The 25,656-nt window shown below is 60.6% G+C and carries 25 protein-coding genes; 11 read left to right on the forward strand and 14 right to left on the reverse strand.

Annotated elements, in window-relative coordinates:
- Nucleotides 1-40 precede the first annotated feature (40 nt).
- The 5 genes from HYX42_RS03705 to HYX42_RS03725 form a co-directional block, all read right to left on the reverse strand.
- Complete coding sequence (locus HYX42_RS03705; protein WP_293399711.1) at nt 41-1,147, reverse strand: glycosyltransferase family 1 protein; 1,107 nt, start codon at nt 1,145-1,147, stop codon at nt 41-43.
- Nucleotides 1,144-2,043 carry a UDP-2,3-diacylglucosamine diphosphatase gene (locus HYX42_RS03710; RefSeq protein ID WP_293399714.1) on the reverse strand — a complete coding sequence of 300 codons (900 nt, stop codon included), beginning with the start codon at nt 2,041-2,043 and terminating at the stop codon, nt 1,144-1,146. Before HYX42_RS03710 ends, HYX42_RS03705 begins: the two co-directional genes overlap by 4 nt.
- Nucleotides 2,043-2,900 carry a GNAT family N-acyltransferase gene (locus HYX42_RS03715; RefSeq protein ID WP_293399716.1) on the reverse strand — a complete coding sequence of 286 codons (858 nt, stop codon included), beginning with the start codon at nt 2,898-2,900 and terminating at the stop codon, nt 2,043-2,045. The genes HYX42_RS03710 and HYX42_RS03715 overlap by 1 nt, the downstream gene beginning before the upstream one ends.
- Nucleotides 2,901-2,991: 91 nt before the next feature.
- The gene (locus HYX42_RS03720) at nt 2,992-3,228 is read right to left on the reverse strand and encodes a hypothetical protein (RefSeq protein WP_293399719.1); all 237 of its coding nucleotides are present in this window, start codon (nt 3,226-3,228) and stop codon (nt 2,992-2,994) included.
- Nucleotides 3,229-3,572: 344 nt separating this feature from the next.
- Nucleotides 3,573-4,247, reverse strand: coding sequence for an NAD(P)H-binding protein (locus HYX42_RS03725; RefSeq protein WP_293399722.1), 675 nt, complete (start codon nt 4,245-4,247; stop codon nt 3,573-3,575).
- A 162-nt stretch (nt 4,248-4,409) separates the two neighbouring features.
- On the opposite strand from HYX42_RS03725, the gene HYX42_RS03730 reads away from it, so the two are divergent.
- From HYX42_RS03730 to arsA, 3 genes are all read left to right on the forward strand, one after another.
- Nucleotides 4,410-4,718: a plasmid stabilization protein gene (locus HYX42_RS03730; protein WP_293399724.1), complete on the forward strand. Its 309-nt coding sequence runs from the start codon at nt 4,410-4,412 to the stop codon at nt 4,716-4,718.
- A gap of 19 nt (nt 4,719-4,737) precedes the next feature.
- The gene (locus HYX42_RS03735) at nt 4,738-5,217 is read left to right on the forward strand and encodes an SRPBCC domain-containing protein (RefSeq protein WP_293399727.1); all 480 of its coding nucleotides are present in this window, start codon (nt 4,738-4,740) and stop codon (nt 5,215-5,217) included.
- Nucleotides 5,218-5,472: 255 nt separating this feature from the next.
- The gene (arsA, locus tag HYX42_RS03740; RefSeq protein ID WP_293400035.1) at nt 5,473-7,245 is read left to right on the forward strand and encodes an arsenical pump-driving ATPase; all 1,773 of its coding nucleotides are present in this window, start codon (nt 5,473-5,475) and stop codon (nt 7,243-7,245) included.
- A 49-nt stretch (nt 7,246-7,294) separates the two neighbouring features.
- Here the strand turns inward: arsA and arsH are convergent, their stop codons facing one another.
- The gene (gene arsH, locus HYX42_RS03745; protein WP_293400037.1) at nt 7,295-7,987 is read right to left on the reverse strand and encodes an arsenical resistance protein ArsH; all 693 of its coding nucleotides are present in this window, start codon (nt 7,985-7,987) and stop codon (nt 7,295-7,297) included.
- Between the two features lie 25 nt (nt 7,988-8,012).
- Nucleotides 8,013-8,444 (reverse strand): arsenate reductase (glutaredoxin), encoded by a 432-nt coding sequence (arsC, locus tag HYX42_RS03750; RefSeq protein WP_293399729.1) that lies wholly within the window; start codon nt 8,442-8,444, stop codon nt 8,013-8,015.
- Between the two features lie 78 nt (nt 8,445-8,522).
- On the opposite strand from arsC, the gene HYX42_RS03755 reads away from it, so the two are divergent.
- The 3 genes from HYX42_RS03755 to HYX42_RS03765 all read left to right on the forward strand — a co-directional run bounded on the left by HYX42_RS03755 (nt 8,523) and on the right by HYX42_RS03765 (nt 10,765).
- Nucleotides 8,523-8,849: a helix-turn-helix transcriptional regulator gene (locus tag HYX42_RS03755; protein ID WP_293400038.1), complete on the forward strand. Its 327-nt coding sequence runs from the start codon at nt 8,523-8,525 to the stop codon at nt 8,847-8,849.
- An 81-nt stretch (nt 8,850-8,930) separates the two neighbouring features.
- On the forward strand, nt 8,931-9,431 hold the full coding sequence (locus HYX42_RS03760) for an arsenate reductase ArsC (RefSeq protein ID WP_293399731.1): 501 nt from the start codon (nt 8,931-8,933) through the stop codon (nt 9,429-9,431).
- A gap of 44 nt (nt 9,432-9,475) precedes the next feature.
- Entirely contained in the window at nt 9,476-10,765 is a 1,290-nt protein-coding gene (locus tag HYX42_RS03765) for an arsenic transporter (RefSeq protein WP_293399734.1), read from the forward strand.
- A gap of 11 nt (nt 10,766-10,776) precedes the next feature.
- Here the strand turns inward: HYX42_RS03765 and HYX42_RS03770 are convergent, their stop codons facing one another.
- The 6 genes from HYX42_RS03770 to HYX42_RS03795 form a co-directional block, all read right to left on the reverse strand.
- Entirely contained in the window at nt 10,777-11,544 is a 768-nt protein-coding gene (locus tag HYX42_RS03770) for a hypothetical protein (RefSeq protein ID WP_293399737.1), read from the reverse strand.
- Complete coding sequence (locus tag HYX42_RS03775) at nt 11,544-12,050, reverse strand: GNAT family N-acetyltransferase (protein ID WP_293399739.1); 507 nt, start codon at nt 12,048-12,050, stop codon at nt 11,544-11,546. The genes HYX42_RS03770 and HYX42_RS03775 overlap by 1 nt, the downstream gene beginning before the upstream one ends.
- Before the next feature lie 12 nt (nt 12,051-12,062).
- Complete coding sequence (gene glmM / locus HYX42_RS03780) at nt 12,063-13,394, reverse strand: phosphoglucosamine mutase (RefSeq protein WP_293399741.1); 1,332 nt, start codon at nt 13,392-13,394, stop codon at nt 12,063-12,065.
- A gap of 92 nt (nt 13,395-13,486) precedes the next feature.
- The gene (folP, locus tag HYX42_RS03785; protein WP_293399744.1) at nt 13,487-14,344 is read right to left on the reverse strand and encodes a dihydropteroate synthase; all 858 of its coding nucleotides are present in this window, start codon (nt 14,342-14,344) and stop codon (nt 13,487-13,489) included.
- A gap of 82 nt (nt 14,345-14,426) precedes the next feature.
- Complete coding sequence (gene ftsH, locus HYX42_RS03790; protein ID WP_293399747.1) at nt 14,427-16,352, reverse strand: ATP-dependent zinc metalloprotease FtsH; 1,926 nt, start codon at nt 16,350-16,352, stop codon at nt 14,427-14,429.
- Between the two features lie 178 nt (nt 16,353-16,530).
- Nucleotides 16,531-17,223 carry an RlmE family RNA methyltransferase gene (locus HYX42_RS03795; protein WP_293399750.1) on the reverse strand — a complete coding sequence of 231 codons (693 nt, stop codon included), beginning with the start codon at nt 17,221-17,223 and terminating at the stop codon, nt 16,531-16,533.
- Between the two features lie 51 nt (nt 17,224-17,274).
- Between HYX42_RS03795 and HYX42_RS03800 the strand changes: the two genes are divergently transcribed.
- The 3 genes from HYX42_RS03800 to HYX42_RS03810 all read left to right on the forward strand — a co-directional run bounded on the left by HYX42_RS03800 (nt 17,275) and on the right by HYX42_RS03810 (nt 20,646).
- A complete protein-coding gene (locus tag HYX42_RS03800) occupies nt 17,275-17,751 on the forward strand; it encodes a YhbY family RNA-binding protein (protein WP_293399753.1) in 477 nt (158 codons plus the stop codon).
- Nucleotides 17,752-17,831: 80 nt separating this feature from the next.
- Nucleotides 17,832-19,883 carry a M3 family metallopeptidase gene (locus HYX42_RS03805; RefSeq protein ID WP_293399756.1) on the forward strand — a complete coding sequence of 684 codons (2,052 nt, stop codon included), beginning with the start codon at nt 17,832-17,834 and terminating at the stop codon, nt 19,881-19,883.
- 109 nt (nt 19,884-19,992) lie between these two features.
- Nucleotides 19,993-20,646, forward strand: a complete 654-nt coding sequence (locus tag HYX42_RS03810) for a glutaredoxin family protein (protein ID WP_293399758.1) — start codon at nt 19,993-19,995, stop codon at nt 20,644-20,646.
- A 117-nt stretch (nt 20,647-20,763) separates the two neighbouring features.
- Here HYX42_RS03810 and HYX42_RS03815 read toward each other — a convergent pair whose 3' ends face one another.
- The gene (locus HYX42_RS03815; protein ID WP_293399761.1) at nt 20,764-22,977 is read right to left on the reverse strand and encodes a hypothetical protein; all 2,214 of its coding nucleotides are present in this window, start codon (nt 22,975-22,977) and stop codon (nt 20,764-20,766) included.
- Nucleotides 22,978-23,127: 150 nt separating this feature from the next.
- On the opposite strand from HYX42_RS03815, the gene HYX42_RS03820 reads away from it, so the two are divergent.
- Nucleotides 23,128-24,648 (forward strand): 3-hydroxyacyl-CoA dehydrogenase, encoded by a 1,521-nt coding sequence (locus HYX42_RS03820; RefSeq protein WP_293399763.1) that lies wholly within the window; start codon nt 23,128-23,130, stop codon nt 24,646-24,648.
- A 129-nt stretch (nt 24,649-24,777) separates the two neighbouring features.
- Entirely contained in the window at nt 24,778-25,557 is a 780-nt protein-coding gene (locus tag HYX42_RS03825; protein WP_293399766.1) for an oxepin-CoA hydrolase, alternative type, read from the forward strand.
- The last annotated feature ends 99 nt before the right edge of the window (nt 25,558-25,656 follow it).

Raw genomic sequence — 25,656 nt, forward strand, 5'->3', positions numbered from 1 at the left:
ACTTTGCATCTGAAGGTAAACGGGACAACCACCCCAGTGTTTACCGGTTTGATGACAGTGGTGTGACAGTTGTGGATACTGATGTGACAGCCGGGGCTTTGCAAGCGGTGCTTGTGCTGCCGGGACGGGTGGGCACCAGGTGATCGTGGAAAAGCCTTGACGCCTGCGCCCAGCTGAAATCCAGCGACCTCAGTCGGGCCTGGTGGCGCGGTACGGCCAGCGCCCCATGACAGGCCTGCTGCAGGTCTTCATGCATGACACCCCCGTGACAGCTGCCGTCGGGCTTGCCCAGCACTTCCAGTGGGCCGTCCACCGGGTAGGCCGCGACAGGTGTGCCGCTGGCCATGGCCTCGAGCATCACCAGACCAAAGGTTTCCGACCGGCTCGGAAAGACAAACACGTCTGCGGCGGCATAGACCTTTGCCAGCTCATCGCGCGGCAGTACGCCCATCCAGCGTACCTGCGGGTAACGTTCTTTCAGCGAAGCCTCCAGCGGCCCCACGCCGCAAACCACCTTGGTGCCAGGCATATCGAGCTTGAGGAAGGCGTCTATATTCTTCTCATAAGACACGCGGCCCACAAACAGCGCTACGGGCCGGCTCAGCGCGCCCATGGGTGGATACAGGCGCGCATCGGGCTGGTAAGTAAAAAGGCTGGTGTCGACACCATGCGTCCAGCCGCGCAGATTGCGCAACCCGCGCTGCTCCAGCATGCGCAGCACGCCGTCAGTCGGCACCATCACCCCGGACGAATGTTTGTGAAAGTGCCTGAAGAGTGCATAGCCCCAGGCCAGTGGCACCTTGAGCGCAGCCTTGAGGATTTCAGGGAATTTCGTGTGGAAAGCCGTGGTGAAAGCCAGCCGTCGCTTGAGGCAATAGCTGCGTGCCGCCCAGCCCAGCGGGCCTTCGGTGGCGATGTGTATGGCTTCGGGCTGGAAAGCATCAAGCCTTTCAGTCAGTACCTTTTTTGGCGATACCGCGAGGTCTATGCCTGCATAACCGGGGCACGGCCTCGTCTTGAAGAGGCCGGGGTGAATCACCTCGACCTGGTGGCCCAGCAGTTCAAGCTCACGCACCAGCTCGACCAGCGTGGTGACGACGCCATTGACCTGTGGTTGCCACGCGTCGGTAATCAGTGCGATCTTCATGGGCTGGCCTTTGCGGTAACGGTGGAAGTTGACGTCGCCGCATGGTGGCCCCTGCCCTGTGTTTCATGTGCCGGCGCCCAGTGCACCAGTTCCAGCGAACCGTCGTAGTTTTCTACCAGCGCGCTGCGGCTTTCTACCCAGTCGCCGTCATTGCAATACAGCACCCCGTTGATCTCGCGGATCTCCGCCCGGTGGATGTGCCCACAGACCACGCCCTGATGACCGCGCCGCCGCGCCTCGTTGGCGACCGCCTCTTCAAAGTCGGTGACATAGTTGAGCGCGCTTTTGACCTTTTGCTTCAGGTAGGCCGAAAGTGACCAGTACGGCAGGCCCATGCGTGCGCGCAGGCTGTTGAGGTGGCGGTTGAGCTTGAGCGTGAATTCATACAGGTTATCGCCCACATAGGCCAGCCATTTGGCGCACTGGACGACGGCGTCGAAGTAGTCGCCATGGATGATCCAGAGCTGGCGGCCATCAGCGGTGGTGTGGACGGCTTCTTCCACCACTTCGATACCGCCAAACTGGTGGCCTATAAATTCACGCGCGAACTCATCATGGTTGCCCGGCACATAGATGACGCGGCAGCCCTTGCGCGCGCGCTTGAGCAGCTTTTGCACCACATCGTTGTGCGACTGCGGCCAGTACCACTTGCGGCGCAGCTGCCAGCCGTCGACGATGTCGCCCACCAGGTAAAGGTTGTCGCTGGGGTGGGCTTTCAGAAAGTCGAGCAGCGCTGCTGCCTGGCAACCGGGCGTGCCCAAATGCAGGTCGGATATGAAGATGCTGCGGTAGCGCTTGCGCAGCGAGTCGTCGTCGCTGTCCGGGCCACCATCCGGCCCGACCCCGCCGTTGCCCGACATGCCCATGGGCCCCATGGCGTCAAACATGTTGCGCATCAGGCGGTCGCGGCTTTGTTGAAATGCTTCTGATAACGCGGCGGCAAGTCGGCGATGCGCATCATCATGGGCAGGTCGGCCGAATTGAAGTCCGGGTCCCATGCGGGCGCGCCCAGCACCTTGGCGCCCAGGCGCAGGTAGCCCTTGATCAGCGCGGGAGGTTCGACCGTCATGGAATCATCAAGCTGCTCGACCGGCAGCGCCAGTCTCGGCGTAACACGGTACTCAATCGGCGCCAGATGGGTTTGCCTGACCTGCTTCCATATGCTGGCTGCCGCATGACCACTTGAAACACCGTTGTGCTGCATCGGGATGCTGGCGCAGCCGATCATGGTGTCGAGCTGGTTGCGGCCCATGAATTCGGCCAATGCGCCCCACAGCGCCAGTATCACACCGCCGTGGCGGTGGTCGGCATGTACGCAGCTGCGGCCCAGCTCGACCATGCGCTCGCGCAGGCTGCGCAGGCGCGTGAGGTCGAACTCGGTGTCGCTGTAGGTGCTGCCGGCGCGTTTGGCCTGGGTCGGCGTCAGCACCCGGTAGGTGCCAATGACCGCCTGGCTTTCTTCGTCGCGCACCAGCAGGTGCTCGCAGTAGTCGTCGAACAGGTCGATGTCATGGCCGGGCACCGTGGCAGGCAGGTTGGCGCCCATCTCAAGTGCGAAAACCTCGTACCTCAGGCGCTGCGCCTGCCGGACTTCATCCTGGTGCCTGGCCCAGCTGACCTGGATTTTCCCCACGGCAGGCCTTTGAACAGCGGCTGGAACTGGAGCATGACCGCTTTGACAAAGTGACCCCCGTGAAAACTGGGGTGAGGCCACTGGTGAGAGTGCAAAGGTAGGGTTGGGCAGTTCTTTCATGGCGCGCTCCTGGTTGTCGTGTCTGTGGGTGTGTATAAAAAATTGCTTGCCGAAAAAAAGCCCCGGGAGTCGGGGCTGGGACGGAAGGATTTCATGCGGCGTCACCGATGGTCGGCAGGGCCTGCGTGCCCCGCCCTCTGGTGATGTTTTCAAGGCCCTCCAGCCACGGATGGGTGCCGGCCTTGAAGCGCAGGCCGCCGGGACTGCTGGCCATGGCTCTCGCCGTGCAGCGCAGGATGCGCAGGCACTGCTGGTAAACCGGATGGTGGCTAGCCCCGGCCGTCGTGGCCAGTGGCTGCTCTGCTTGCTGCGTGTCTGTGTTTGCCATGCCGGAATTCTGGAATCCGGCCGTGACGCAGGCGTGTCAGTTCAATGGCAATTGCGTGACAGTGCTTTCAGGCCTTGTTGTTGAGGCCATTCGGGCGTCCGGCCAGGACAGCCAAAAGGCTCGCAGGCCGGGTATTGCTATTAAATATATAGCTGCTCACGTGCGTATTTATTGGTCTGGAGCCCTAAAAGGCAGTCAAAAATGACCCGAAAACGGCATTTCTGACGCCTGAAAACGCCTTCGGAGGCCGCCACAAGCTCGCGATGAAAATAATGCATCATATATAACCCATTAAACAGTTATGGTCTTATTTGTGATGCACTATTTTCTGCAAGCCTCGGAACCTATGCATCAATGCCGGATGCCGCGGCATTGATGTCGCGCACTTCCAGAATCGGCCTCGAATAACCAGCCCTGGCGACGTTCAACATGGCCAGCCCCATGCGCTCGGTCGTGGTGATGCTGTCAGGCCGCAGGCTGCGCATCACGGGAAACAGCGGTTTGAAGATTGCGATCAGCACGCGGTAAGCCACGGTTTTCGATACCTCGCCGTTCATGGGCTGGATGGCGCCCGGCCTGAACATGAAGGCCTTGAGCGGCAGGCGCAGCAGCTCGTTCTCGGTACGGCCCTTGACCCGCGCCCACATGATGCGGCCCTGCCCGGTGCTGTCTGTGCCGGCCCCTGAGACATAAACAAACGTCATGCCGGGCTTGATGCGCGCCAGCGCGGTGCCCGCAGCGACCGGAATGGCGTGGTTGATGGCGGCATATTCGGCTTCGCTGCGGCCCGCAGCCGTCGCGCCCAGGCAGAAAAAGCAGGCGTCGTAACCCGCCAGCTGTTTCTCTACAGCGCTGTAATCCAGCAAATCCTTGTGCACCAACTCTTTCAGCTTCGCGTGCTGAAGACCGGTCAGCGTTCGCCCCACAGACAGAACCTCCGTCACGCCCGCATCCTGCAGGCATTCACGCATAACGCCCTGGCCCACCATGCCGGTGGCGCCGAATAATATGACTTTCATGGTTTGTCTCCTTGTCGTTAGAAGGCTGCTTGCCTGCTTATAGCCTGTTTGAGGGTGCGCCCTGCCGTAGGACATGACCCACCTGTTTTTGAGCGTCCCCGTGCCGTCGTGTACCGACGTACGCATTAGCTTTGGGGTTCCCCGCAACCAAAGGAGAACATCATGCCAAGAGGCGACAAATCTTCATACACCGACAAGCAAAAACGTCAGGCTGAACATATTGAAGAAGGCTACGAGGACCGCGGACTGGGCAAGGAAGAAGCGGAGCGCAGGGCCTGGGCCACCGTCAACAAAGAAACCGGCGGCGGAAAAAAGTCAGGCTCTGGCCGTGGCAAGGGAGAAAATCACGCACCGTCCCGCAAGGGTGGCCGTCTGGGCGGTGCAGCCGCTGCTTCACGTAATTCTGCAGAACGCTCGGCCTCAGCGCGCAAGGGCGCAGCCACACGCAAGCGAAACGCTGCCGCAAAATAACCATCCTGCAAGGAGCGCGATGCCTGCATCATATGAACCCGTGATCGTTACCCTCAAGCAGCGCATGCCCGCCACTGATGAGGCCGTTTTTGATGCATGGGTGACGCCAGAGATGGCCAAACAGTTTTTCTTCACCACCCCAACCGGCGAAATCCTGGTCTATGAGATGAACGCCGTCACTGCGGGCGGTTTCACCATCACCGAGCGACGGCCCAAACCCGATGGACAGCCAGGCACCATGGATGTGAAGCATGTCGGCCACTACATCGAGATTGCGCGCCCGTCCCGGCTGGTGTTCAGCTTCAGCGTGCCGCAGTTCCCGGGCGATGAAACCGTGGCGGCGCTGGATTTGGTCTCGCTGTCGTCAGGCGAATGCGACCTGACGCTGACGCACAGCCTGGGCAGCAGCGACACTGCGCGGCAAGTCAGGGACAAGACAGCGGCGGGATGGAGGGCGGTGCTGGGGCGGCTTGAAAAAGCCTTGGCCAGCCAGGCCTGAGCGCGCGCCCTTGGGCTGCTGTACGGCGAGGGGCAGGCTGTCATTGACATGCATCAAGGCAGCGCAGCGCTGCAAAGCCTAATCTTGACGTTTACTGCGAGGCCCCATGTCCCACCCTTTCCCCAAAATGGAATTTGCCGTCGTGCCCACACCAGGCGCGACCTCAACGCCCGCCATCATCCGCCATCCGTCATGATTGATGACACCATTGTGCAAAGTGGCCAACTGCCTTCCCCGGACGAAAACCAAATCTGGCTGAGGTCCCAAGCGCCCGGCTTTCTCAATCTGCCAACCAGGCACATTTTTTTTACCGGGAAAGGGGGGGTCGGCAAGACGTCGCTGTCTACTGCTACTGCCCTGGCCATGGCGGACGCAGGCAAAAAGGTGCTGCTGGTCAGCACAGATGCGGCGTCCAACCTCGATGAAATGCTGGGCATAGAGTTTGGGAGTCTGCCCGCAGCTGTACCCGGAGCACCCGGCCTGTCGGTATTGAATATCGATCCCGACACCGCCGCGAATGCCTATCGGGAGCGCGTTCTGGCACAGATGGGCGCGGCAGCGAGTGAAACCGATCTGGCTACCGTACGGGAGCAGCTGTCCGGAGCCTGCACCACGGAAATCGCATCCTTCGATGAGTTCGCGGCGCTCTTGTCTGAAGATGAACATCATTTTGATCACATCGTGTTCGACACGGCGCCCACCGGGCACACATTGCGACTGCTGAGCCTGCCCAAGGCATGGAGCGGGTTTCTCGATAACAACGACAAGGGTGCATCCTGCCTGGGTCCACACTCCGGCCTCAAGATGCAGGAGGCCCGCTTCAAGGCCGCGCTTGACGCCCTGAGTGACCCGGCTGTCACGACAGTCATTCTTGTCACCCGCCCGGACAAGGGCGCCATTGCCGAGGCGGCGCACGCATCTGAAGAGCTGTACGCGCTCGGCCTGAAAAACCAGCGTCTTGTGATCAACGGAGATTTTCACGCCAGTGATCACACCGACGCTGTTGCTGTGGCCATTGAGGCACTTGGGCAGCAGGCACTGAAAGAGATGCCGCCTTCACTTCTTGAACTGCCCCAAGACAGGGTACCGCTTCGGGCATTCGACACAGTAGGTTTGCCTGCCCTGCGTGCACTTCTTTCTACTGCGGCTCCACGCATTGAGCCCGGCGAGGCCGTCATGCCCGGACACCTCGAACATCTTAGGGGACTGGATGCTTTGGCAGACGAGCTGTCAGCTACCGGCCACGGGCTGATCATGGTCATGGGCAAAGGCGGGGTTGGCAAAACGACTGTCGCGGCAGCACTCGCGGTTGGATTGGTCCAGCGTGGACACAGCGTGCACCTGAGCACCACCGACCCGGCGGCACATGTGGCAGCCACAGTGAACGGGGATATGCAGGGTTTGCGCGTGGACCGCATCGACCCCAAAGTCGAAACACAGCGCTACATCGACAAGATCATGGCGGCAAAATCGCCAGCACTTGATGCGCAGGCGCAAGCCCTGCTGCTGGAGGACCTTCGCTCCCCCTGCACCGAAGAAGTGGCTGTCTTTCATGCCTTCTCACGTGTCGTCGGTGAGGCGCGCAGTGCATTTGTCGTTCTGGATACCGCGCCCACCGGCCATTCACTTTTGCTGATGGACGCCACAGGTGCCTACCACCGGCAAATGATGCAGGAGTTTGCGAACCACGGCGCGGGACGGGTCATCACGCCCTTAATGAGGTTGCAGGATGCAAATTACACAAAAATCATTCTGGTCGCCCTTCCTGAGGTGACCCCGGTCACCCAGGCCGCAGCCTTGCAGGACGACTTGCGACGCGCTGGTATTGAGCCCTACGCCTGGGTACTGAACAAAAGCGTGATGGCCGCAGGGACACACGACCCGCTGCTGGCGGCGCGCCTCGCAGGGGAAAGCAAACAGATAAATCGTATCTCCGGCGGACTTGCAAAACGTCTTTTCATACTGCCGTGGTTGACACGCCCGCCTATCGGCCTTGTCGAACTGTCCAGACTTGTCGTTCAAAGGTAAAAGGTATTCCCCAACGCTTTACCCTTCGCGCCGGACGCCGTGCGCCTGATCAGATGGACTTCTGGTTCACACGCTTTGACAGGGCCTCCGCGCTTTCAACACGCTCGCTATAGCGGTCGGTCAGCCAGGACGATGCATCGCGCGTGAGCAGTGTGAACTTGACAAGTTCTTCCATCACATCGACCACTCGGTCATAGTAGGCCGAGGGCTTCATGCGCCCTGCTTCGTCAAACTCAAGGAATGCTTTGGCAATCGACGACTGGTTGGGAATGGTCAGCATGCGCATCCAGCGGCCGAGCACGCGCATCTGGTTGACGGCGTTAAAGGACTGCGAGCCGCCCGAGACCTGCATCACCGCAAGCGTCTTGCCCTGCGTGGGCCTGACCGCGCCGCTGGTGAGCGGAATCCAGTCGATCTGCGACTTCATGATGCCCGTCATGGCACCGTGGCGTTCGGGCGAACACCAGACCATGCCTTCAGACCACTCGGCAAGTTGCCGCAACTCCTGCACCTTGGGATGCGACTCGGGCGCGTCGTCGGGCAGCGGCAAACCGCTGGGGTTGAAAGTCCTGGTTTCTGCGCCCATGGCCTGCAGCAAGCGCGCTGCTTCTTCGCTGGCCAGGCGGCTGTAGGAGCGCTCGCGCACCGAGCCATACAGCACAAGGATGCGCGGCGGGTGGGTGGCGCGAGGCGGCAGCGCCTGCAGGCCGGCTACGGGTTGTTTGAACAGATCGTTTGCGATGTTGGGCAGCACATCTGCCGGCGAACTACTGCCCGGCAACACGCTCTCCCCGCTCGTTCACGACCTGCTCGCCATCTTCTTTTGCAAAGGCACCGCGCTGCGGCAACGGCAGAATGTCGAGCACCGCTTCTGACGGGCGGCACAAACGTGTGGCCAGTGGCGTCACAACGACCGGACGGTTCATGAGGATGGGGTGGGCCACGATGGCATCGACCAGCGCGTCGTCACTCAGCGCGGCATCGTCCAGACCCAGTTCGTCATAGGGCGTGCCTTTGCGTCGCAGCAGTTCGCGCACGGGAATCGCCATTCGCGTCAGCAGTTCCACCAGTTTCTCGCGGGTGGGCGGGGTCTTGAGGTATTCAATGACTTCGGGCTCGACACCCGTGTTGCGTATCAGCGCAAGCACGTTGCGCGAGGTGCCGCAGTTGGGGTTGTGGTAGATCGTGATGCTGCTCATGCAGTGCTCCTGGTTGCCTCATTTCAATAATTCAATTATATTTGAAATATGGAAAAATTAGACCACGTAGCCTTTGACATGGACGAGTCCAGTGCCGTCAAAGCCCTCGCAGCGCTGGCGCAGGCGCAGCGACTCCGCGCCTTTCGCGCACTGGTCGTGGCCGGGCCGGATGGCCTGACGCCGGGCGTGATGGCTGATCAACTGGGCTTGGCACCCAGTGCGCTCTCATTTCACCTCAAGGAACTGGCGCACTCAGGTCTGGTCAGCAGCGAAGCGCGCGGCCGCAACCTGATTTACCGGGCCGACTTCGCGCAGATGAACGCCCTGTTGGGCTACCTGACGGAGCATTGCTGCGAAGGTGGTGCCTGCGAGGTCAAGAGCGACCCGGCCTGCAGCGAGTGCTGAGCTCCCGCCCCTGACTGTCTGGGCGCAGACAGGAGCTCCCCACGCCCAACATATTGTTTTTCAAATCACGCACACCACACCATGTCTGACAAACCCATCAACGTCCTGTTTCTATGCACCCACAACTCGGCACGCAGCATATTGGCCGAAGCCACCCTCAACCACATAGGCAGGGGCCGGTTCAAGGCGTTCTCGGCCGGCAGCAGCCCACGTGAGAACCAGCAACCCAACCCGTTGGCCCTCGCCACGCTGCAGACCGCAGGCATCTCCATCGACGGACTGCACAGCAAAAGCTGGGACGAATTCGGCAAGCCGGATGCCCCGCAAATGGACCTGGTGATCACCGTGTGCGACAACGCAGCAGGGGAAGTCTGCCCCTTCTGGCCAGGCCACCCGGCAACGGCGCATTGGGGCTACCCTGACCCGTCTGATGCCGAAGGAAACAGTGAACAAAAAGCCGAAGCGTTTCGCCAGACCCTGCACGCCATCAAAAGACGACTGGAGTTACTGGTCAACCTGCCCGCTGCCGGACTGGACAAACTGATGCTTGAGACGCACGCCCGCGGACTGGCGAAATCCTGAAGTTTTCTTTTTTTTGTTTGATTCTGCTGTTCAAGGAAGCACCTGTGCTCACTGCATCACTGATTTTTCTGTTCACCATCACGCTGGTGATCTGGCAGCCGCGCGGGCTGGGCATTGGCTGGAGCGCCAGCGCAGGCGCCCTGCTGGCGATCGTTTTTGATGTGGTTGAGCTCACCGACATCGCTGCGGTATGGCACATCGTCTGGAACGCCACTGCGACCTTCATCGCCATCATCATCACCAGCCTGCTACTGGACGAAGCCGGTTTTTTTGAATGGTCTGCCCTGCATGTGGCGCGTTGGGGCAATGGTCACGGGCGCTGGCTGTTTGTGCTGATCGTATTGCTGGGCGCGGCGGTGTCGGCCCTGTTTGCCAATGACGGCGCGGCATTGATACTGACACCCATCGTGATGGCCATGCTGCTGGCGCTGGGCTTTGGCCCCGGCGCCACGCTGGCCTTTGTGATGGCGGCGGGTTTTATCGCTGACATCGGCAGCCTGCCACTTGTGGTCTCCAACCTGGTGAACATCGTTTCAGCAGATTTCTTCAAGATCGGCTTTGGCCGCTACGCATCAGTGATGGTGCCGGTGAACGTGGCTGCTGTACTTTCGGCGCTGGTGGTGTTGCTGCTGTACTTTCGCCGCAGCATTCCGCAAGGCTACGAGGTGGCGCAACTCAAACAACCGAAAGAAGCCATTCGTGATGTGGCGACCTTTCGCATGGGCTGGCTGGTGCTGGCTTTGCTGCTGATCGGTTTTTTCTGGCTGGAGCCCAAGGGTGTGCCCATCAGCGTCATTGCCGCAATGGGCTCGCTCCTGCTTATGGCAGTGGCTGCACGCGGGCATGTGATCAGCGTCAGAAAGGTGATGCGCGAGGCACCGTGGCAGATCGTTGTTTTTTCTCTCGGCATGTACCTGGTGGTCTACGGCCTGCGCAACCAGGGCCTGACGGCATACCTTGCAGGCTGGCTGGACTTTTTTGCACGCGGCGGCATCTGGGGCGCGGCATTTGGCACCGGCTTTCTCACGGCGCTGCTGTCTTCAGTGATGAACAACATGCCGACCGTTCTGGTCGGTGCGCTGTCTATTGATGCCACGCAAACCACGGGGGCGGTGCGTGAAGCCATGATCTACGCCAACGTGATCGGCAGCGATCTGGGTCCGAAGATCACGCCGATCGGCTCGCTGGCCACCCTACTCTGGCTGCATGTGCTGGCCCGCAAGGGCATGACCATCACCTGGGGCTATTATTTCAGGGTGGGCATTGTGCTGACGGTGCCCGTGCTGGGCGTGACGCTGGCGGCGCTGGCATTGAGGCTCAGCGCGGGCGGTTAAAGGATTGGTATTTAGAACCTGGTACCGACAGACAGCCTGAACATGTCCTGCAGTGTGAAATTGACCTTCGGGTCCCAGGCGGCACGCACAAAAAACTTCGGCCAGTCATAGGTGGCTGAAAAGCCCACCTCACGCACCCCGACACCTGCGACCAGGCCGGTTTTATAAAGCCCGTCAAGCGTCAGGCGCTGGCCGCCGCTGATGGGCGTGCGGTAGACCAGGTGCACGTTCTGCTGGTCAGGGTTAAGCCTGTTGTCGCGTATCAATGACAGGATGAGCGACCTGCTGTCTGCCCATCTGTAGCCGCCCGCAAGCGTGTATGCATCACCCGGGTCGAAGTTGAGGTTGATGAAATTCTGCAGGTTGGTGCGGCTCAGGCCGACACCTGCAACCCAGGTGCGCCCGGCTTCAAGATAGGCGCTACCGCCCACATAACCGCCCGTTGCAACTTCCAGCGAAGGCGTGAGGCGCACCGCGCCGAAATCGAACTGGCGGTCCCAGCCCAGCCGTGTTTGTGTGATGGACTGTGAAGGTGAGCGGAACTGGCCCACCCATGCGTTGCCAAAGCTGCCGCTGACGCGCAGGTTGAGGTCGAGTGCCCCCGCATTGGGCAGGCCGCCGCCGCGCAACTGGTAAAGGCCGCTGGTGAATTTGAAGGCGACGCCCTGCCCTGCGTCCCCCGCCGCTGCGGGCTCATCAGCGGCCAGGCATGAAAGGGGCGCCAACAAAGCCAGCGCCAGAACGACAGGACGGGTGCAGGATTGAAACATGGCGTGCATCAGGTCGACTCCGGCGTAAGCCATTTTTGTAAAAACTGCGCATGACCCATGGCCGGGTCCAGCTCGTAGCCGGCAAAGCCGATGCGCTGATACAGCTTTATGGCGCTGCTGTTGCCCTGAAGAACTTCAAGCGTCAATTTGCAGGCACCCCGCGCGCGGGCGATCTGCTCGACCAGTGACAGCATCTTTTCACCCACGCGCTGGCCACGGTGGCTGGCAAGCACCACGACATCGTGCACATTGACCAGTGGTTTGCAGGCAAAAGTCGAGAAACCTTCAAAACAGTTGACAAGGCCTACCGCATCAAGACCGTCAAAGGCCAGCACGCTGAAGGCCTGACGGCGCGCGGCGAGTGATGAAGGCAGGTTTGCTTTTGCAAATTCACTCAGCGGCTGGCCGCCGCCTGCAACATCACACGCATACGCATCAAGCAGCTGCACCAGAGCGGCTGCATGCGCGGGGTCTGTGTAGTCGACCCGGCAAACCTGCAACTCCTGCGGTGCCATGACGATTTGCGCTCAGGCCTTGATGGTGCTGGCAATGCGCTCTGCGCACGCCAGCGCCTGGTCGGCATCACGCGCCTCAACCATCACGCGCAGCAGCGGCTCGGTGCCGCTGGCGCGTATCAACACCCTGCCGGTATCGCCCAATTCTGATTCCACCGCGACTGTCTCGACCTTGAGCTTCGCGTTGGACTGCCAGTCAAGACCGGCGCTGATGCGAACGTTCAACAATGTTTGCGGGAACAGCACCACATCGCCCAGCAGCTCCGCAATGGTTTTGCCGCTGCGCACACAGGCCTGCAGCACCTGCAAGGCGCTGATGAGGCCGTCGCCGGTCGAGTGTTTGTCAAGCGCCAGCAGATGGCCGGAGCCCTCACCGCCGAGCAGCCAGCCGCGTTTTTCAAGTTCTTCAAGCACGTAGCGGTCGCCCACCTTGGCGCGTACGAACTCGACGCCCTTCTGTTTGAGGGCTACCTCAACCGCCATATTGGTCATCAATGTACCGACGGCGCCCGGCACGGCTTCGCCGCGCGCCAGACGTTCATCGACCATCAGGTACAGCACTTCGTCGCCGTTGAACAGCCGCCCCTCAGCATCAACGAGCTGCAGCCGGTCGGCATCGCCATCGAGTGCGATGCCGTAATGTGCGCCGTACGCTTTCACCGCCTTGATCAGCGACTCGGGATGCGTGGCACCCACCTCGTGATTGATGTTCAAGCCGTCAGGAGAGCAGCCAATGCAGGTGACATCAGCGCCCAGCTCATGAAACACCTGGGGGGCGATGTGATAGGCCGCGCCATGGGCCGCATCGACCACGATTTTCATGCCCTTGAGCGTGAGGTCATTGGCGAATGTGCTTTTGCAGAATTCGATGTAACGGCCGGCCGCGTCGTCAAGCCGCCGGGTTTTGCCGAGGTTGGCTGAATCGATCCACACCGGCGCCTCCTCCAGCGCGGCTTCTACACTGAGTTCCCAGTCGTCGTCGAGTTTGGCGCCCTGGGCACTGAAAAACTTGATGCCGTTGTCGGCAAAAGGGTTGTGGCTGGCGCTGATGACCACGCCCAGGCTGGCGCGCTGTGTGCGCGTCAGATACGCCACGCCGGGCGTTGGCAGCGGCCCCAGAAGCACGACATCCACGCCCGCGGAATTGAAGCCCGACTCAAGCGCACTTTCCAGCATGTAGCCGGAGATGCGGGTGTCCTTGCCTATCAGTACCACCGGCCGCGATTCAGTGCGCTTGAGCACCCGCCCCACGGCATGCGCCAGCCTCAAGACAAAATCCGGCGTAATCGGCGCCTGGCCCACAGTGCCGCGTATGCCGTCAGTGCCAAAGTATTTTCTGGTCATGTGTTGTTGCCCCTGGGCACCTTGTTATTTTTTGAAAGAACAATATTTTAGGATGCGGCCCTGCCCTCAAGCGTAGGCCGCCTTACCCAGTTTCAACATGCTGCAGACCAGACCTTCAATGCCTGAACGGTTTCGCGGACATCATGTACACGCACCACGCGCGCGCCCCGGTCCACCGCCAGCAGGGCCGCCGCCACGCTGGGAACCATGCGGTCTGTGACATCAAGCGTCGCCACCGACGCCAGCGAGTCATTGACGACGGCGGCCAGCGACGACTTGCGTGACCAGCCTGCAAGTACCGGGTAACCAGCCGCCAACAGCTCACGCTGCCGGGCGAGCAGGGAGAAGTTCTGCGCCACCGTCTTGCCAAAACCTATGCCGGGGTCAAGCACGATGCGCGACCTGTCGACGCCGAGCGCCTCAAGTTGTGCTGCGCTTTTTTTCAGGAAATCCAGCACCTGCTCGGGCACATTGCCGGTCATGGGCGAGACCTGCATGGTTGTCGGCTCACGGTGCATGTGCATCAGGCAGACGCCACAGGTCGGGTGCAGGGAGACCACCTCATGCGCCCCCTCTTGGCGCAGCGCCCAGATGTCATTGATGATGTCTGCGCCAAGATCCAGCACGGCCTGCATGACCTCGGGCTTGTAGGTATCTACCGAGACCGGTACACCAAGCCGCACCGCGTGGCGCACGACCGGCAACACGCGGGCGAGTTCCTCTTCAAGGGGCAATGGCGTGGCGCCAGGGCGGGTCGATTCACCACCTATATCAAGAATGTCAGCGCCCTCGTCGATCAGTTGCGCGCAACGCTCAAAGATGCCCAGCACGCTGCCGTCAGGACGATAAAACTTGCCGCCGTCAGAAAACGAATCAGGCGTGGTGTTGATGATGCCCATGACCCGCGGACGGGTCAGGTCAATCTGAAAGCGTGAGGTTTGCCAGAACACAAAAATCTCTGTAAAAAATCAGCCGAACCAGATAAAAGAAAACCCGGGACCAGCCCGGGTTTGTCAAAGTCTCAAAGCGGCATCAGGCCACCGTGGGCGCAGGGTCTGTACTGACCGCCGGAGTGCCACCCGTCGGGCCGCCGCCACTGCTGTCCACCGACGGGTTACGCGGTGTCCAGTCCTTGGGCGGGCGCGGCTCCTTGCCCGCGATGATGTCATCAAGCTGGTCGCCGTCGATGGTTTCCCATTCGAGCAGGGCCTTGGCCATGGCGTGCATCTTGTCCTTGTTTTCCTCAATCAGCGTACGCGCAACGGTGTACTGCTGGTCGATGATGCGGCGCACTTCGCTGTCCACCTTTTGCAGGGTCGCTTCGCTCATGTTGTTGGTCTTGGTAACCGAACGGCCCAGAAACACTTCGCCTTCATTCTCGGCGTAGACCATGGGGCCCAGGGCTTCGGTCATGCCGTAGCGGGTCACCATGTCGCGGGCCAGTGACGTGGCGCGCTCGAAGTCATTGCTGGCGCCGGTCGTCATCTGGTTCATGAACACTTCTTCAGCGATTCGGCCACCAAAAAGCATGCTGATCTGGCTCAACATGAATTCGCGGTCATAGCTGTAGCGATCCTGCGCGGGCAGGCTCATGGTGACGCCAAGGGCGCGGCCACGTGGAATGATGGTGACCTTGTGCACAGGGTCGCACTTGGGCAGCATCTTGCCGATCAGTGCGTGGCCGGACTCGTGATACGCGGTATTGCGGCGCTCTTCCTCGGGCATGACCATGCTCTTGCGCTCAGGGCCCATGAGGATCTTGTCCTTGGCCTTTTCGAAATCCTGCATTTCCACCGTGCGTGCGCTGCGGCGTGCGGCCATCAGTGCGGCTTCGTTGCAGAGATTGGCCAGGTCGGCACCGGACATGCCGGGTGTGCCACGGGCGATCACGCCAGGGCTGACATCCTGGCCAAGCGGGACCTTGCGCATGTGCACGTTGAGAATCTGTTCGCGGCCGCGAATGTCAGGCAGTGTGACATAGACCTGGCGGTCAAAACGGCCGGGGCGCAGCAAGGCGGCATCAAGAATGTCGGGGCGGTTGGTCGCAGCGACGACGATCACGCCGACGTTGGTTTCAAAACCGTCCATCTCGACCAACATCTGGTTGAGGGTCTGTTCACGCTCGTCGTTACCGCCACCCAGGCCGGCGCCACGCTGGCGTCCGACGGCATCGATTTCATCGATAAAGATGATGCAGGGGGCGTTTTTCTTGGCGTTGTCGAACATGTCGCGAACGCGGGAAGCGCCCACGCCGACAAACATTTCCACGAAGTCGGAACCCGAGATCGAAAAGAAAGGAACCTTGGCTTCACCTGCAATGCTCTTGGCCAACAAAGTCTTGCCGGTGCCCGGCGGGCCGACCAGCAGCAGGCCGCGTGGAATGCGTCCGCCCAGTTTCTGGAATTTTTGCGGGTCTTTCAGGAAGTCGACGACCTCCTTGACCTCTTCCTTGGCCTCGTCGCAACCGGCAACGTCGGCGAAGGTCACGGGATTGGTCGATTCGTCAAGCAGGCGCGCCTTGGATTTGCCGAAGCTGAACGCCCCGCCCTTACCGCCGCCCTGCATCTGGCGCATGAAATAAACCCAGACGCCGATCAACAGCAGCATGGGGCCCCAGCTGACCAGCAGCGTCATGAGCAGGGAGCCTTCTTCACGGGCCTTGACATCGAACTTGACGTCGTTGGCGATCAGGTCGCCGACCAGGCCGCGGTCAAGGTAGGTGGCCGTCGTGCGAACCTTGCGGTCATCAGTGGTGGTGGCGATGATCTCGGTGCCGCCCTGGCCTTCGGCGATGGTGGCCTGCTTGATGCGTTTGCCGCGAACCTCTTCGAGAAATTCGGAGTAACCCAATGAAGTCGCATTGGCACCACCGCGCGTATCAAACTGCTTGAATACGGTGAACAGCACCATGGCGATCACCAGCCAGATTGCAATTTTGGAAAACCACTGATTATTCAAGGATGACTCCGATGACTAAGAACCCAAAGCAGATGGGATGGCACATGCGACTGATTTTAGGCCTTTCAAGGGTCAAAACCGCATAAAACGGCTGTTTCATCCCTTGGCTTGAAGCGGGTTTAGGCTTTTTTGGCATTTATGCCGAATGCCGATGCTGCCATTTGCATCTTTGCAGGAGCTATTTGAGACCCAGGCCGACGAGGAATGTTTCAGACGACCCGGGCCGGGAAGCCTTGGGCTTGAAGCGCTTGAACACCTTGAACGTGTCCTTGAACAGTTTGACCATGGGGTCATAGGCACCGCCATGAAAGAGCTTGACGACCAGCGCGCCGTCAGGCTTGAGGTGGTTGACCGAAAAATCAACAGCCAGTTCCACCAGGTCGCTGATGCGGGCCGCATCTGCCGACTCAATGCCGGACAGATTGGGCGCCATGTCAGAGATCACCACGTCGACCTTGCGGTCACCCGCCGTTGCCGCCAGCGTCTGCTCCAGCGCCTGCAGAACCTCTGTTTCACGGAAATCGCCCTGTATGAAGACAACACCCTCGATCGGCTCCATGGGCAGCAGGTCAAGCGCCACGATTTTGCCGTTGAGGCCGCCCGCAGCGGCCCCTGATGGTGAGAGCTTGCGCCGGGCATACTGGCTCCAGGCGCCCGGCGTACTGCCCAGATCCACCACCACGTAGCCCGGGCGGATCAGGTTAAGGTTCTCGTCGATTTCCTTGAGCTTGTAGGCGGCACGCGCCCGATAGCCCTCTTTTTGCGCCAGTTTTACATAGGGGTCGTTGATGTGCTCGTGCAGCCAGGCCTTGTTGACCTTGCCACCGGTTTTTGCCGGTGTTTTGGCGGCTGGCTTCGTATTTGCTTTCATGCCCCGATTGTCGCCCCTTCAAAAACCTGCGCCAGCGTCGATAATCAGGCCATGGCTCAAATACAACTTACCCCCGCCCAGCGCAAGGACCACCGGTCTGACGCACATCACCTCAACCCCGTGGTGATGATTGGCTCCGACGGCCTTACCCCTGCCGTCCAGAAAGAAATCAATGCGGCCCTGAACGCCCACGGGCTGATCAAGGTTCGTGTGCAATCCGATGACCGCCCCGGACGCGAAGCCATCTTCCAGACGCTGGCAGATGAACTCAATGCCGCGCCCATACAGCACATCGGCAAGCTGCTGGTGCTCTGGCGACCCATGCCCGAGAAGGAAAAGAAGGTCAACGAAGACCGCATGCCCGGCCCGCGCGACATCAAGGTGCTTAAAAACAGCTCACGCTACGGCCAGCGCCCGGAGGTCAAAACCCTGCGTGTTCTGGGCAACCAGCGCCTGACGCCGGGCGGCACAGTCAAACGCGCCAAAAAACGCCTGCAGACCAGCGTCAAGAAACGCGCGCAAGACTAGCGCCTTCTTCGCCTTCATTTTCCTTCGGGAATGTGTTTTTGGCCCTTTTTATTGCGCTGGCAACCCTTAAATAGTCTTTCATGACCAATCCACTTCTTGATTTCTCCGGCCTGCCGCTGTTTGACCGTATCCAGCCCGAGCATGTTGCCCCAGCCATTGATGAGTTGCTGTTGCAGGCCAATGCAGCCCTTGAAAAAGTCACGGCGGCAGACTTTCCGTCTGACTGGAATGCAATTTCTGCGGTGCTGGACGTGGCCACTGAAAAATTGGGAAAGGCGTGGAGCTCGGTCAGCCACCTCAACAGCGTGGCAGACACGCCTGAACTGAGGGCTGCCTACAACGCAGACCTGCCAAAAGTCACGGAATTCTGGACACGCCTGGGTGCCGACGAACGCCTGTACGCGAAGTACAAGGCGATTGACACCAAGACGCTCAATGCCGAACAGCTTCAGGCGCACAAAAACGCCATGCGCAACTTCGTGCTGTCAGGCGCCGAACTGACGGGTGCGGCGAAAGAACGCTTTGCAAAAATCCAGGAACGCCAGGCCGAACTGAGCCAGAAGTTCAGCGAAAACTCGCTGGACGCCACCGACGCGTTTGCGTATTACGCACAGGAAAGCGAGCTTGAAGGTGTTCCGGCCGACACCATCCAGACAGCCCGGGAGCTTGCCAAAGCCGAAGGCAAGGACGGCTACAAGATCACACTGAAAATGCCCAGCTACCTGCCGGTGATGCAGTTCGCGCACAGCAGCGCATTGCGCGAAATCATTTACAGAGCCTACAGCACACGCGCCAGCGACCAGGCACCTGCAGAGTTCAGCAAGTTCGATAACACTGCTGTGATGCAGGAAATCCTCGCGCTGCGGCTCGAAGAAGCGCAGTTGCTGGGCTATAAAAATTTCGGTGAAGTGTCGGTCGTCGCCAAGATGGCCAAGTCGCCAGAAGAAGTCATCACTTTCTTGCGTGATCTTGCTCACCGGGCCAAGCCGTATGGCGAAAAAGATGTTGCAGATCTGCGCGCTTTCGCTGCCGAGCGCATGGGCATCACGGAACCGCAGGCCTGGGACTACGCCTATATCGGCGAAAAACTCAAGGAAGAGCGTTATGCCTTCAGCGAGCAGGAAGTCAAACAGTACTTCACGGCGCCCAAGGTGCTGGCCGGCCTCTTCAAGATTGTTGAAACACTGTTTGAAGTCGCGATCAGCAAGGATTCGGCCCCCGTGTGGAAGCCGGGCGTGGAGTTCTATCGCATTGAGCGCGCGGGGGAACTGGTCGGCCAGTTTTACCTCGACCAGCCCGCCCGTACCGGTAAGCGCGGCGGCGCCTGGATGGACGATGTACGTACCCGCTGGCTGCGCCCGGACAACGGCCAGTTGCAGACGCCGGTGGCACACCTGGTCTGCAACTTTGCCGATGGGGTTGGCGGTAAACCCGCCCTGCTGACACACGATGACGTCACCACGCTGTTCCACGAATTCGGTCACGGCCTGCACCACATGCTGACGCAGATCAACGAGCGCGATGTCTCCGGCATCAGCGGTGTCGAGTGGGACGCAGTCGAGTTGCCCAGCCAGTTCATGGAGAATTTCTGCTGGGAGTGGGATGTGCTCAAGCACATGACTTCGCACGTAGACACCGGCGAGCCCCTGCCACGCGCACTGTTCGACAAGATGCTGGCGGCCAAGAACTTCCAGAGCGGCATGCAGACCCTGCGGCAGGTCGAGTTCTCGCTGTTCGACATGCTGCTGCATACCGGCTACAAGCCCGGCGATGACGTTATGGCCGTACTCAACAAAGTTCGTGACGAGGTTGCCGTCATCAAGTCGCCCGCCTACACCCGTACGCCCAACACCTTCGGCCATATCTTTTCAGGTGGTTATGCCGCGGGTTACTACAGCTACAAATGGGCGGAGGTGCTTTCCGCAGATGCCTATGCGGCGTTTGAGGAAAGCGCAGTGCCTACCGGCGACAGCGAAGGGTCTGCCAGCACGGTGACAGTGGAAACCGGCCGCAAATACCGTCGCGCCATCCTGGAAGCGGGCGGCAGCCGTCCAGCCATGGAGTCATTCAAGGCATTTCGTGGCCGCGAACCGACGATTGATGCACTCCTGCGTCATCAGGGAATGGCCTGAACACGTTAAGGAGCTGGATATAGTGCGCTCTGGACAATGATGGCGCATCCAAACACCCCACACCCATGATGCCGCGCCATGCGCGCAACGATTACCGGGAAGAGACAACATGAAAGCAATCCTTAGCAAACTCATCACCACTGGCGCTGTTGCGGTCGCAGCCGGCCTGCTGATGACGGTCGCCCATGCACAGCAGGTGTATCGCATCGTAGGCCCGGATGGCAAGGTCACTTTTTCCGACAAACCGCCTCCTGCCGCCACCGCAGCCAAAGTTACCTCAGGTGGAGGCGGTTCGCCCGCAGGCTCGGGCAGCTCTGCCCTGCCTTTCGAGTTGCGCCAGATTGCCTCGAAATACCCCGTGACCCTCTACACAAGCGCCGCTTGCGGCCCCTGCGGCTCGGCCCGCAACATGCTCAATGCGCGCGGCATTCCGTTTACCGAAAAAACCGTCAACACCCCCGCAGACGGCCAGGCTCTTCAGCGCATCAGCGGCGACAACGCCCTGCCCTTTGCAACCATAGGCGGCCAGCAGCTCAAGGGCTATTCGGATACGGAGTGGACGCAGTTCCTCAATGCTGCGGGCTACCCGGAAACATCAGCACTGCCTTCAGGCTATCGCCAGGCACCGGCGACGCCACTGGTCGTGGTGGCAACCCCGCCCCCGCCAACGGCAACCGCAGGCCCCGGCAACCCGGAAGCCGAGCGTCCCGCCCCGCCACCGATTCAGCCGCCCCCCAGCAACCCGGCCGGCATCAAGTTCTAGTGGTGGTGGCGTTTCAATAGCTTGTCCCCCGGAGTGGTCCGGGAGACTGGCGTTACCGGGGCTTGAGCACTCGCAGTGGGGTCAAACCTGCGTCCCCGGGTTCCTGCCACTTCATAACTAGCGCTTGGGCGGTTTGGGTTTGCCTGTCGGGTCTATGGACAACTGGTAGGAGTCAAACTCTATCGAGTTGTCCAGGTGCGCTGCGGCTGGCGGCGATGCAGGACTTGCCTGCGCTGGCGGAGGAATGGCAATATCCGCTGCGAACTGCGCAAAGAACCTTGAATCAGACTCTTCTTCCACTGCCGGCGGTGCTGCTGCACTTTCGTTGTCAAAAAGGCTCAGGTCAAGATCAAGCCCGAGGTTTGGTGATGAAGGCGGTATGACGGACTCAAGAAAGGGTTGGCTGTATTCCCGTGCTTCGGGCACGGACACCGATGCCGACAGCGGCTGGATGGACGTAGAAACGAATTTGGTGGTCTTGATTTCATTGTCAAACCCGGAATCCGGCAGATCAAACTTCGGCAAGGCGTTACCGGCATTCGCCTCCGGGTTAATAATCTCCCTGGCAACCGAATAAAGCATCAGCAGCTCACGATAGGCTTCAAGGTCAAAGGCTTCCGCCCCGGCGTCGGGTTTGCGGAAAATCGACTCCTCAATGATGTCGAGCACCTTGGGGGACGGCCACAGTGCTTCAATACGCGACATCGCTATCTGATAGGCCTCCAGGCCGGCCCCTGAATCCTTGTCCGTGTAAAACTGGAAGGCTGGAATCTTGGAATTGAAAAGCTGGTTGAAGGTCTGGCGCAAATCTTCATAATCTTCTTCGCGCCCAAGCTGGTGGTACAGCTTGAACAGGTCCAGATAGACAAGCGCACTGGTCTGAACGTTCTCGCTGATATGCTCACGGAGCACCTCAACGGCCTGCTCGGTCTGGCCCAGGGATACAAAAAAGTCCGCCTGTTGCTGGACGTCAAAGAGCTCTTCCGCCTTTACCGCCCGCGACGGGTGGGTCATGCTCATCGCAAAATCGGACCGATCCCGGCGGGACAGCGGTGGCACCGAATCGGAATTACCCACCTGCGACAGGTGCTTGACTTCAGTGAACCCCGACTCGTTTGCCCCGAGATCCAGGTCGAGGTCAGAAGACGGTTCCGCCGATCCTTTACTGATCTTCCCCGCTTTCAGGGTCTTGACAGCCCTCTTTGCTGCCTGCGCCTGCTCAGCTGGCGTCAGTGCATCAATGTCAGGCGCACTGCTGGCCCAGCCTTTGTCAAGCGGCTCCTTTTTCCGCCACCACGGCAGGTCACCGTCATCACTGCGCTTCAGCAGGAGCCAGCCGCGCACAAAGTAAGCCAGGGCCGCCACCGCAAGCAGTAACAGTGCAGCCAGCGCATACACCAGCACATTGGCATAACGATCGGCCTCGGCCTGCTTGACCTGCCCATTCAGCGTTTCGATAGCGAGCCGGTTCTTCTGGCTTTGGACCCGCAAGGTCTGTACCGATGCTTCCAGGCTCTGGAGCTTTTCAGCATCCCGCAGCATGTCCTGCGGCTGCAGGGTCAGGGCGCGCCAGAGTGCAGCAGCAGCCGAGCGCTCCTGCGGGCTCGATGACGGCGTGCTGAGCATTTCGGTCGAGGCCTTCAGGGACGGATCCCGCTCGATGGTGAGATCCAGCGGTTCAAGCTTGAGGCGGGCACCTGTTTTGGCTGCCGCTTTTGCTTCCCTCGCCTCTTTGGCGCGCTGGCTCCGGCTGATGACAGGTGCGGTGCCTTTTCCTGGCGCAGCCGCAGCGGCAACCACGGGTGGGCGGCTGCTCGCCTGCGGCGCGGTCGCTGCCGAACCTGCTTCAGCCGCAACAGCCCGGTTGCGGGACCGGCGCGTTGCGCTTGCGGCAGAAGGTACGGAACCTGGCGAGGTCGCCGTGGCGGACGCGGCGGGCGCCGCAGGGCCAGGTGCAGCGACCGGCGCGGATATGGCCTGCCGGACAGCAATGCCAGGAGCCTGCATCTGTGGTGCCTGCTCGGACACCAGATCAGCCAGCACAACAAACTTCTTCTCGTTTTTCTGCAGGCAGCCCGCACGCAGATAGATGCTGACGACAGGCTCATCTATCGGTACCGAGGTGCGGACGTGAATCACGGCATCCTGGCCGCTGCCGACTCTTTCAGAGCTGACCTGAACCCGCCCTCTTGACAGCTTGGTGTCCGAATAAAAAACATCGGCGTCAATGCACGCCGTAGCCAGGTCTTCCTGGGCATCAAGCACGGCCTGTATGGAAATGTCCAGAGGACGGCCAATGATGGCGGCGCCGCGGTGTCGTCCAAGCGACATGGCCATGCTGCTGGATGCAGCAAACAACAGCAGACAGGCAAGGACAATCTGGCTCTTTTTCACAGGGGCTTCACAGTCGCTTGGATAAGTTCACTCATACGATTTTGGCACAGCTGTTACAGGTCGGGCGCTGCGTAATAATACTTTTCCATGAAACCCATTTATAAAACAGTAGGCGTTGTTGGCACCGGTGCCATGGGACGCGGAATTGCACAAATCGCCGCCCAGGCCGGCAGCACCGTCAAATTGTTCGATTTGCAGGCTGACGCAGGCGTAAAGGCCAAGGCCGCCCTCCACGACCAGTGGGACAAGCTGGTCGCCAAAGGCAGGCTGGAGGACAGCGTCGCTGCCGGCCACAAATCACGTGTTCTCACCCTTGCCACTCTGGCAGAACTGGCTGACTGCGACCTGATCGTTGAGGCCGTGGTCGAGCGTCTTGACGTCAAACAATCCCTGTTTGCGGAACTCGAAGGGCTGGTGTCACCCGAGGCGGTGCTCGTCACCAATACCTCATCGCTGTCTGTCACGGCCATTGCGGCCAAACTCAAACACCCTGGCCGTTTTGCCGGTTACCATTTTTTCAACCCCGTGCCGCTCATGAAGGTGGTCGAAGTGATCGCCGGTCTCAAAACCAGCGCTGCCGTGTGCACCCAGCTGATGGACTACGCCCGCCAGATGGGCCACACGCCGGTGCTGGCCCAAGACACACCGGGCTTCATCGTGAACCATGCCGGCCGCGGTTACGGCACCGAAGCCCTGCGTATCGTCAGCGAAGGCATTGCCGATTTCGCCACCATTGACCGCATCCTGCGCGACCAGGTCGGGTTCAAGCTCGGCCCTTTCGAACTGATGGACCTGACGGCGCTTGACGTGTCGCACCCGGTCATGGAGTCGGTCTATCGCCAGTATTACGACGAAGCGCGTTACCGCCCGAGCGTGATCACCGCGCAACGCCTGGCCGGCGGCATGCTGGGACGCAAGACCGGTGAAGGCTTTTACAAATACGAAGGTGGTGTCATGCAGACCACACCCGAAGCGCCGGCGCCCGTTGTTGCAGAAATGCCGCCAGTCTGGGTTTCCCCGCGCGCGGCGCGCCGTGCCGAGTTGCTGCAGCTGCTCAAAGATCTGGGCGCAAAAATCGAAACCGGCGCGTCTGCCTCGCCCCAGGCACTGACACTGGTCGCACCGCTGGGTTTTGACATCACCACGGTCGCCGTGGTCGAGCGGCTGGACCCGGCCCGCACCATAGGCATTGACATGCTGATTGACGATGCTGCGACCAAACGCCGCGTGCTGGCGACCAACCCCGCCACCCGCACCGACATGCGCGACGCCGCACACGCCCTCTTCGCCCGCGACGGCAAGGCCGTGAGCGTGATTCGCGACAGCGGCGGTTTTGTCACCCAGCGCGTGGTGGCGACCATCGTCAACATCGCCAGCGACATCTGCCAGCAGGGCATCTGCAGTCCGAAAGACCTTGAGACGGCCGTGACGCTAGGCCTAGGCTACCCCATGGGCCCGCTGGCCATGGGTGACCGCTACGGCCCGACCAATGTGCTGGAGGTGCTGTTCAACATGCAGACGGTGTACGGCGACCAGCGCTACCGCCCCTCTCCATGGCTGCGCAGGCGTGGCGCGATAGGCCTGAGTCTCATGCATGAGGAGAGTTGAACACCCCCTTCGGATGCTCACTTCGTGTAGCACCTTCCCCCCTTGCAGGGGGCGGCGCCTGCAGTCCGGCAAAGCCGGTCCTGCGGCACCCGCTTGCACCGGACCCAACTCAACACTTTGGAAGACTTAATGGCAGGCGCAATCAAAAGTACCAGTGAGGGCCAGACCCTCATCCTGACGATCAGCAACCCCGAGTTCAAAAACGCCCTGGGGCCCGAGATCTACAGCGCAGGGGTTGAAGCGCTCAACGCTGCCGAGAACAACCCGGACATCCGCAGCGTCGTCATCACCGGCGAAGGCAGCATGTTCTGCGCGGGCGGCAACCTGCAGCGCCTGCAGGGCAACCGGCGCGAGCCCAAAGAAGTCCAGGCGCAAAGCATAGACAGCCTGCACAGCTGGATCGACTCCATACGCACCTACCCCAAACCTGTTATCGCGGCGGTCGAGGGGGCTGCCGCTGGCGCGGGTTTCTCGCTGGCCCTGGCCTGCGATTTCTGCGTCGCGGCCGACAACGCGGTATTTGTGATGTCGTACAGCACCGTGGGCCTGTCGCCGGACGGCGGCGGCAGCTGGAGCCTGGCGCGCGCCCTGCCCCGTCCACTGGCGAGCGAGTTGCTGATGGCCGGCGAGCGCATCGGTGCGCAGCGGCTGTTTGATTTTGGCCTCGTCAACCGCGTGACAGGCGCGGGCTCGGCCCTGACGGAGGCCCTCAAGCTGGCAGAACGCCTCAATGCACGTGCGCCCAATGCGCTGTCCAGCATCAAGGAACTGATCAACGATGCCGCCGGCAATACGCTGGGCCAGCAACTGATCAGCGAGCGGGATCATTTTGTCGATAACCTGCACGATTCCAACGGCGGCGAAGGCATCAGCGCCTTCCTCGAGAAGCGTACCCCGCAATACCGCTAGGACCAGCGGTCAGCAGACACGCGACACCCATGCGACAGCCATACGGCTGCCGCATGCTCCGGGCAGTGTGACAGAGGCGACAATGAATGCCCGGCGCTT

This window comes from Polaromonas sp. (assembly GCF_016185115.1).
Classification (GTDB): Bacteria; Pseudomonadota; Gammaproteobacteria; order Burkholderiales; family Burkholderiaceae_C; genus Polaromonas.

Bases quoted from the DNA above. Each gene is read 5' to 3' on its own strand.
- HYX42_RS03705 (WP_293399711.1), bottom strand. From the start codon at position 1,147: ATGAAGATCGCACTGATTACCGACGCGTGGCAACCACAGGTCAATGGC.
- HYX42_RS03710 (WP_293399714.1), bottom strand. From the start codon at position 2,043: ATGCGCAACATGTTTGACGCCATGGGGCCCATGGGCATGTCGGGCAAC.
- HYX42_RS03715 (WP_293399716.1), bottom strand. From the start codon at position 2,900: ATGAAAGAACTGCCCAACCCTACCTTTGCACTCTCACCAGTGGCCTCA.
- HYX42_RS03720 (WP_293399719.1), bottom strand. From the start codon at position 3,228: ATGGCAAACACAGACACGCAGCAAGCAGAGCAGCCACTGGCCACGACG.
- HYX42_RS03725 (WP_293399722.1), bottom strand. From the start codon at position 4,247: ATGAAAGTCATATTATTCGGCGCCACCGGCATGGTGGGCCAGGGCGTT.
- HYX42_RS03730 (WP_293399724.1), top strand. From the start codon at position 4,410: ATGCCAAGAGGCGACAAATCTTCATACACCGACAAGCAAAAACGTCAG.
- HYX42_RS03735 (WP_293399727.1), top strand. From the start codon at position 4,738: ATGCCTGCATCATATGAACCCGTGATCGTTACCCTCAAGCAGCGCATG.
- arsC (WP_293399729.1), bottom strand. From the start codon at position 8,444: ATGAGCAGCATCACGATCTACCACAACCCCAACTGCGGCACCTCGCGC.
- HYX42_RS03755 (WP_293400038.1), top strand. From the start codon at position 8,523: ATGGACGAGTCCAGTGCCGTCAAAGCCCTCGCAGCGCTGGCGCAGGCG.
- HYX42_RS03760 (WP_293399731.1), top strand. From the start codon at position 8,931: ATGTCTGACAAACCCATCAACGTCCTGTTTCTATGCACCCACAACTCG.
- HYX42_RS03770 (WP_293399737.1), bottom strand. From the start codon at position 11,544: ATGCACGCCATGTTTCAATCCTGCACCCGTCCTGTCGTTCTGGCGCTG.
- HYX42_RS03775 (WP_293399739.1), bottom strand. From the start codon at position 12,050: ATGGCACCGCAGGAGTTGCAGGTTTGCCGGGTCGACTACACAGACCCC.
- glmM (WP_293399741.1), bottom strand. From the start codon at position 13,394: ATGACCAGAAAATACTTTGGCACTGACGGCATACGCGGCACTGTGGGC.
- HYX42_RS03795 (WP_293399750.1), bottom strand. From the start codon at position 17,223: ATGAAAGCAAATACGAAGCCAGCCGCCAAAACACCGGCAAAAACCGGT.
- HYX42_RS03800 (WP_293399753.1), top strand. From the start codon at position 17,275: ATGGCTCAAATACAACTTACCCCCGCCCAGCGCAAGGACCACCGGTCT.
- HYX42_RS03805 (WP_293399756.1), top strand. From the start codon at position 17,832: ATGACCAATCCACTTCTTGATTTCTCCGGCCTGCCGCTGTTTGACCGT.
- HYX42_RS03810 (WP_293399758.1), top strand. From the start codon at position 19,993: ATGAAAGCAATCCTTAGCAAACTCATCACCACTGGCGCTGTTGCGGTC.
- HYX42_RS03815 (WP_293399761.1), bottom strand. From the start codon at position 22,977: ATGTCGCTTGGACGACACCGCGGCGCCGCCATCATTGGCCGTCCTCTG.
- HYX42_RS03820 (WP_293399763.1), top strand. From the start codon at position 23,128: ATGAAACCCATTTATAAAACAGTAGGCGTTGTTGGCACCGGTGCCATG.
- HYX42_RS03825 (WP_293399766.1), top strand. From the start codon at position 24,778: ATGGCAGGCGCAATCAAAAGTACCAGTGAGGGCCAGACCCTCATCCTG.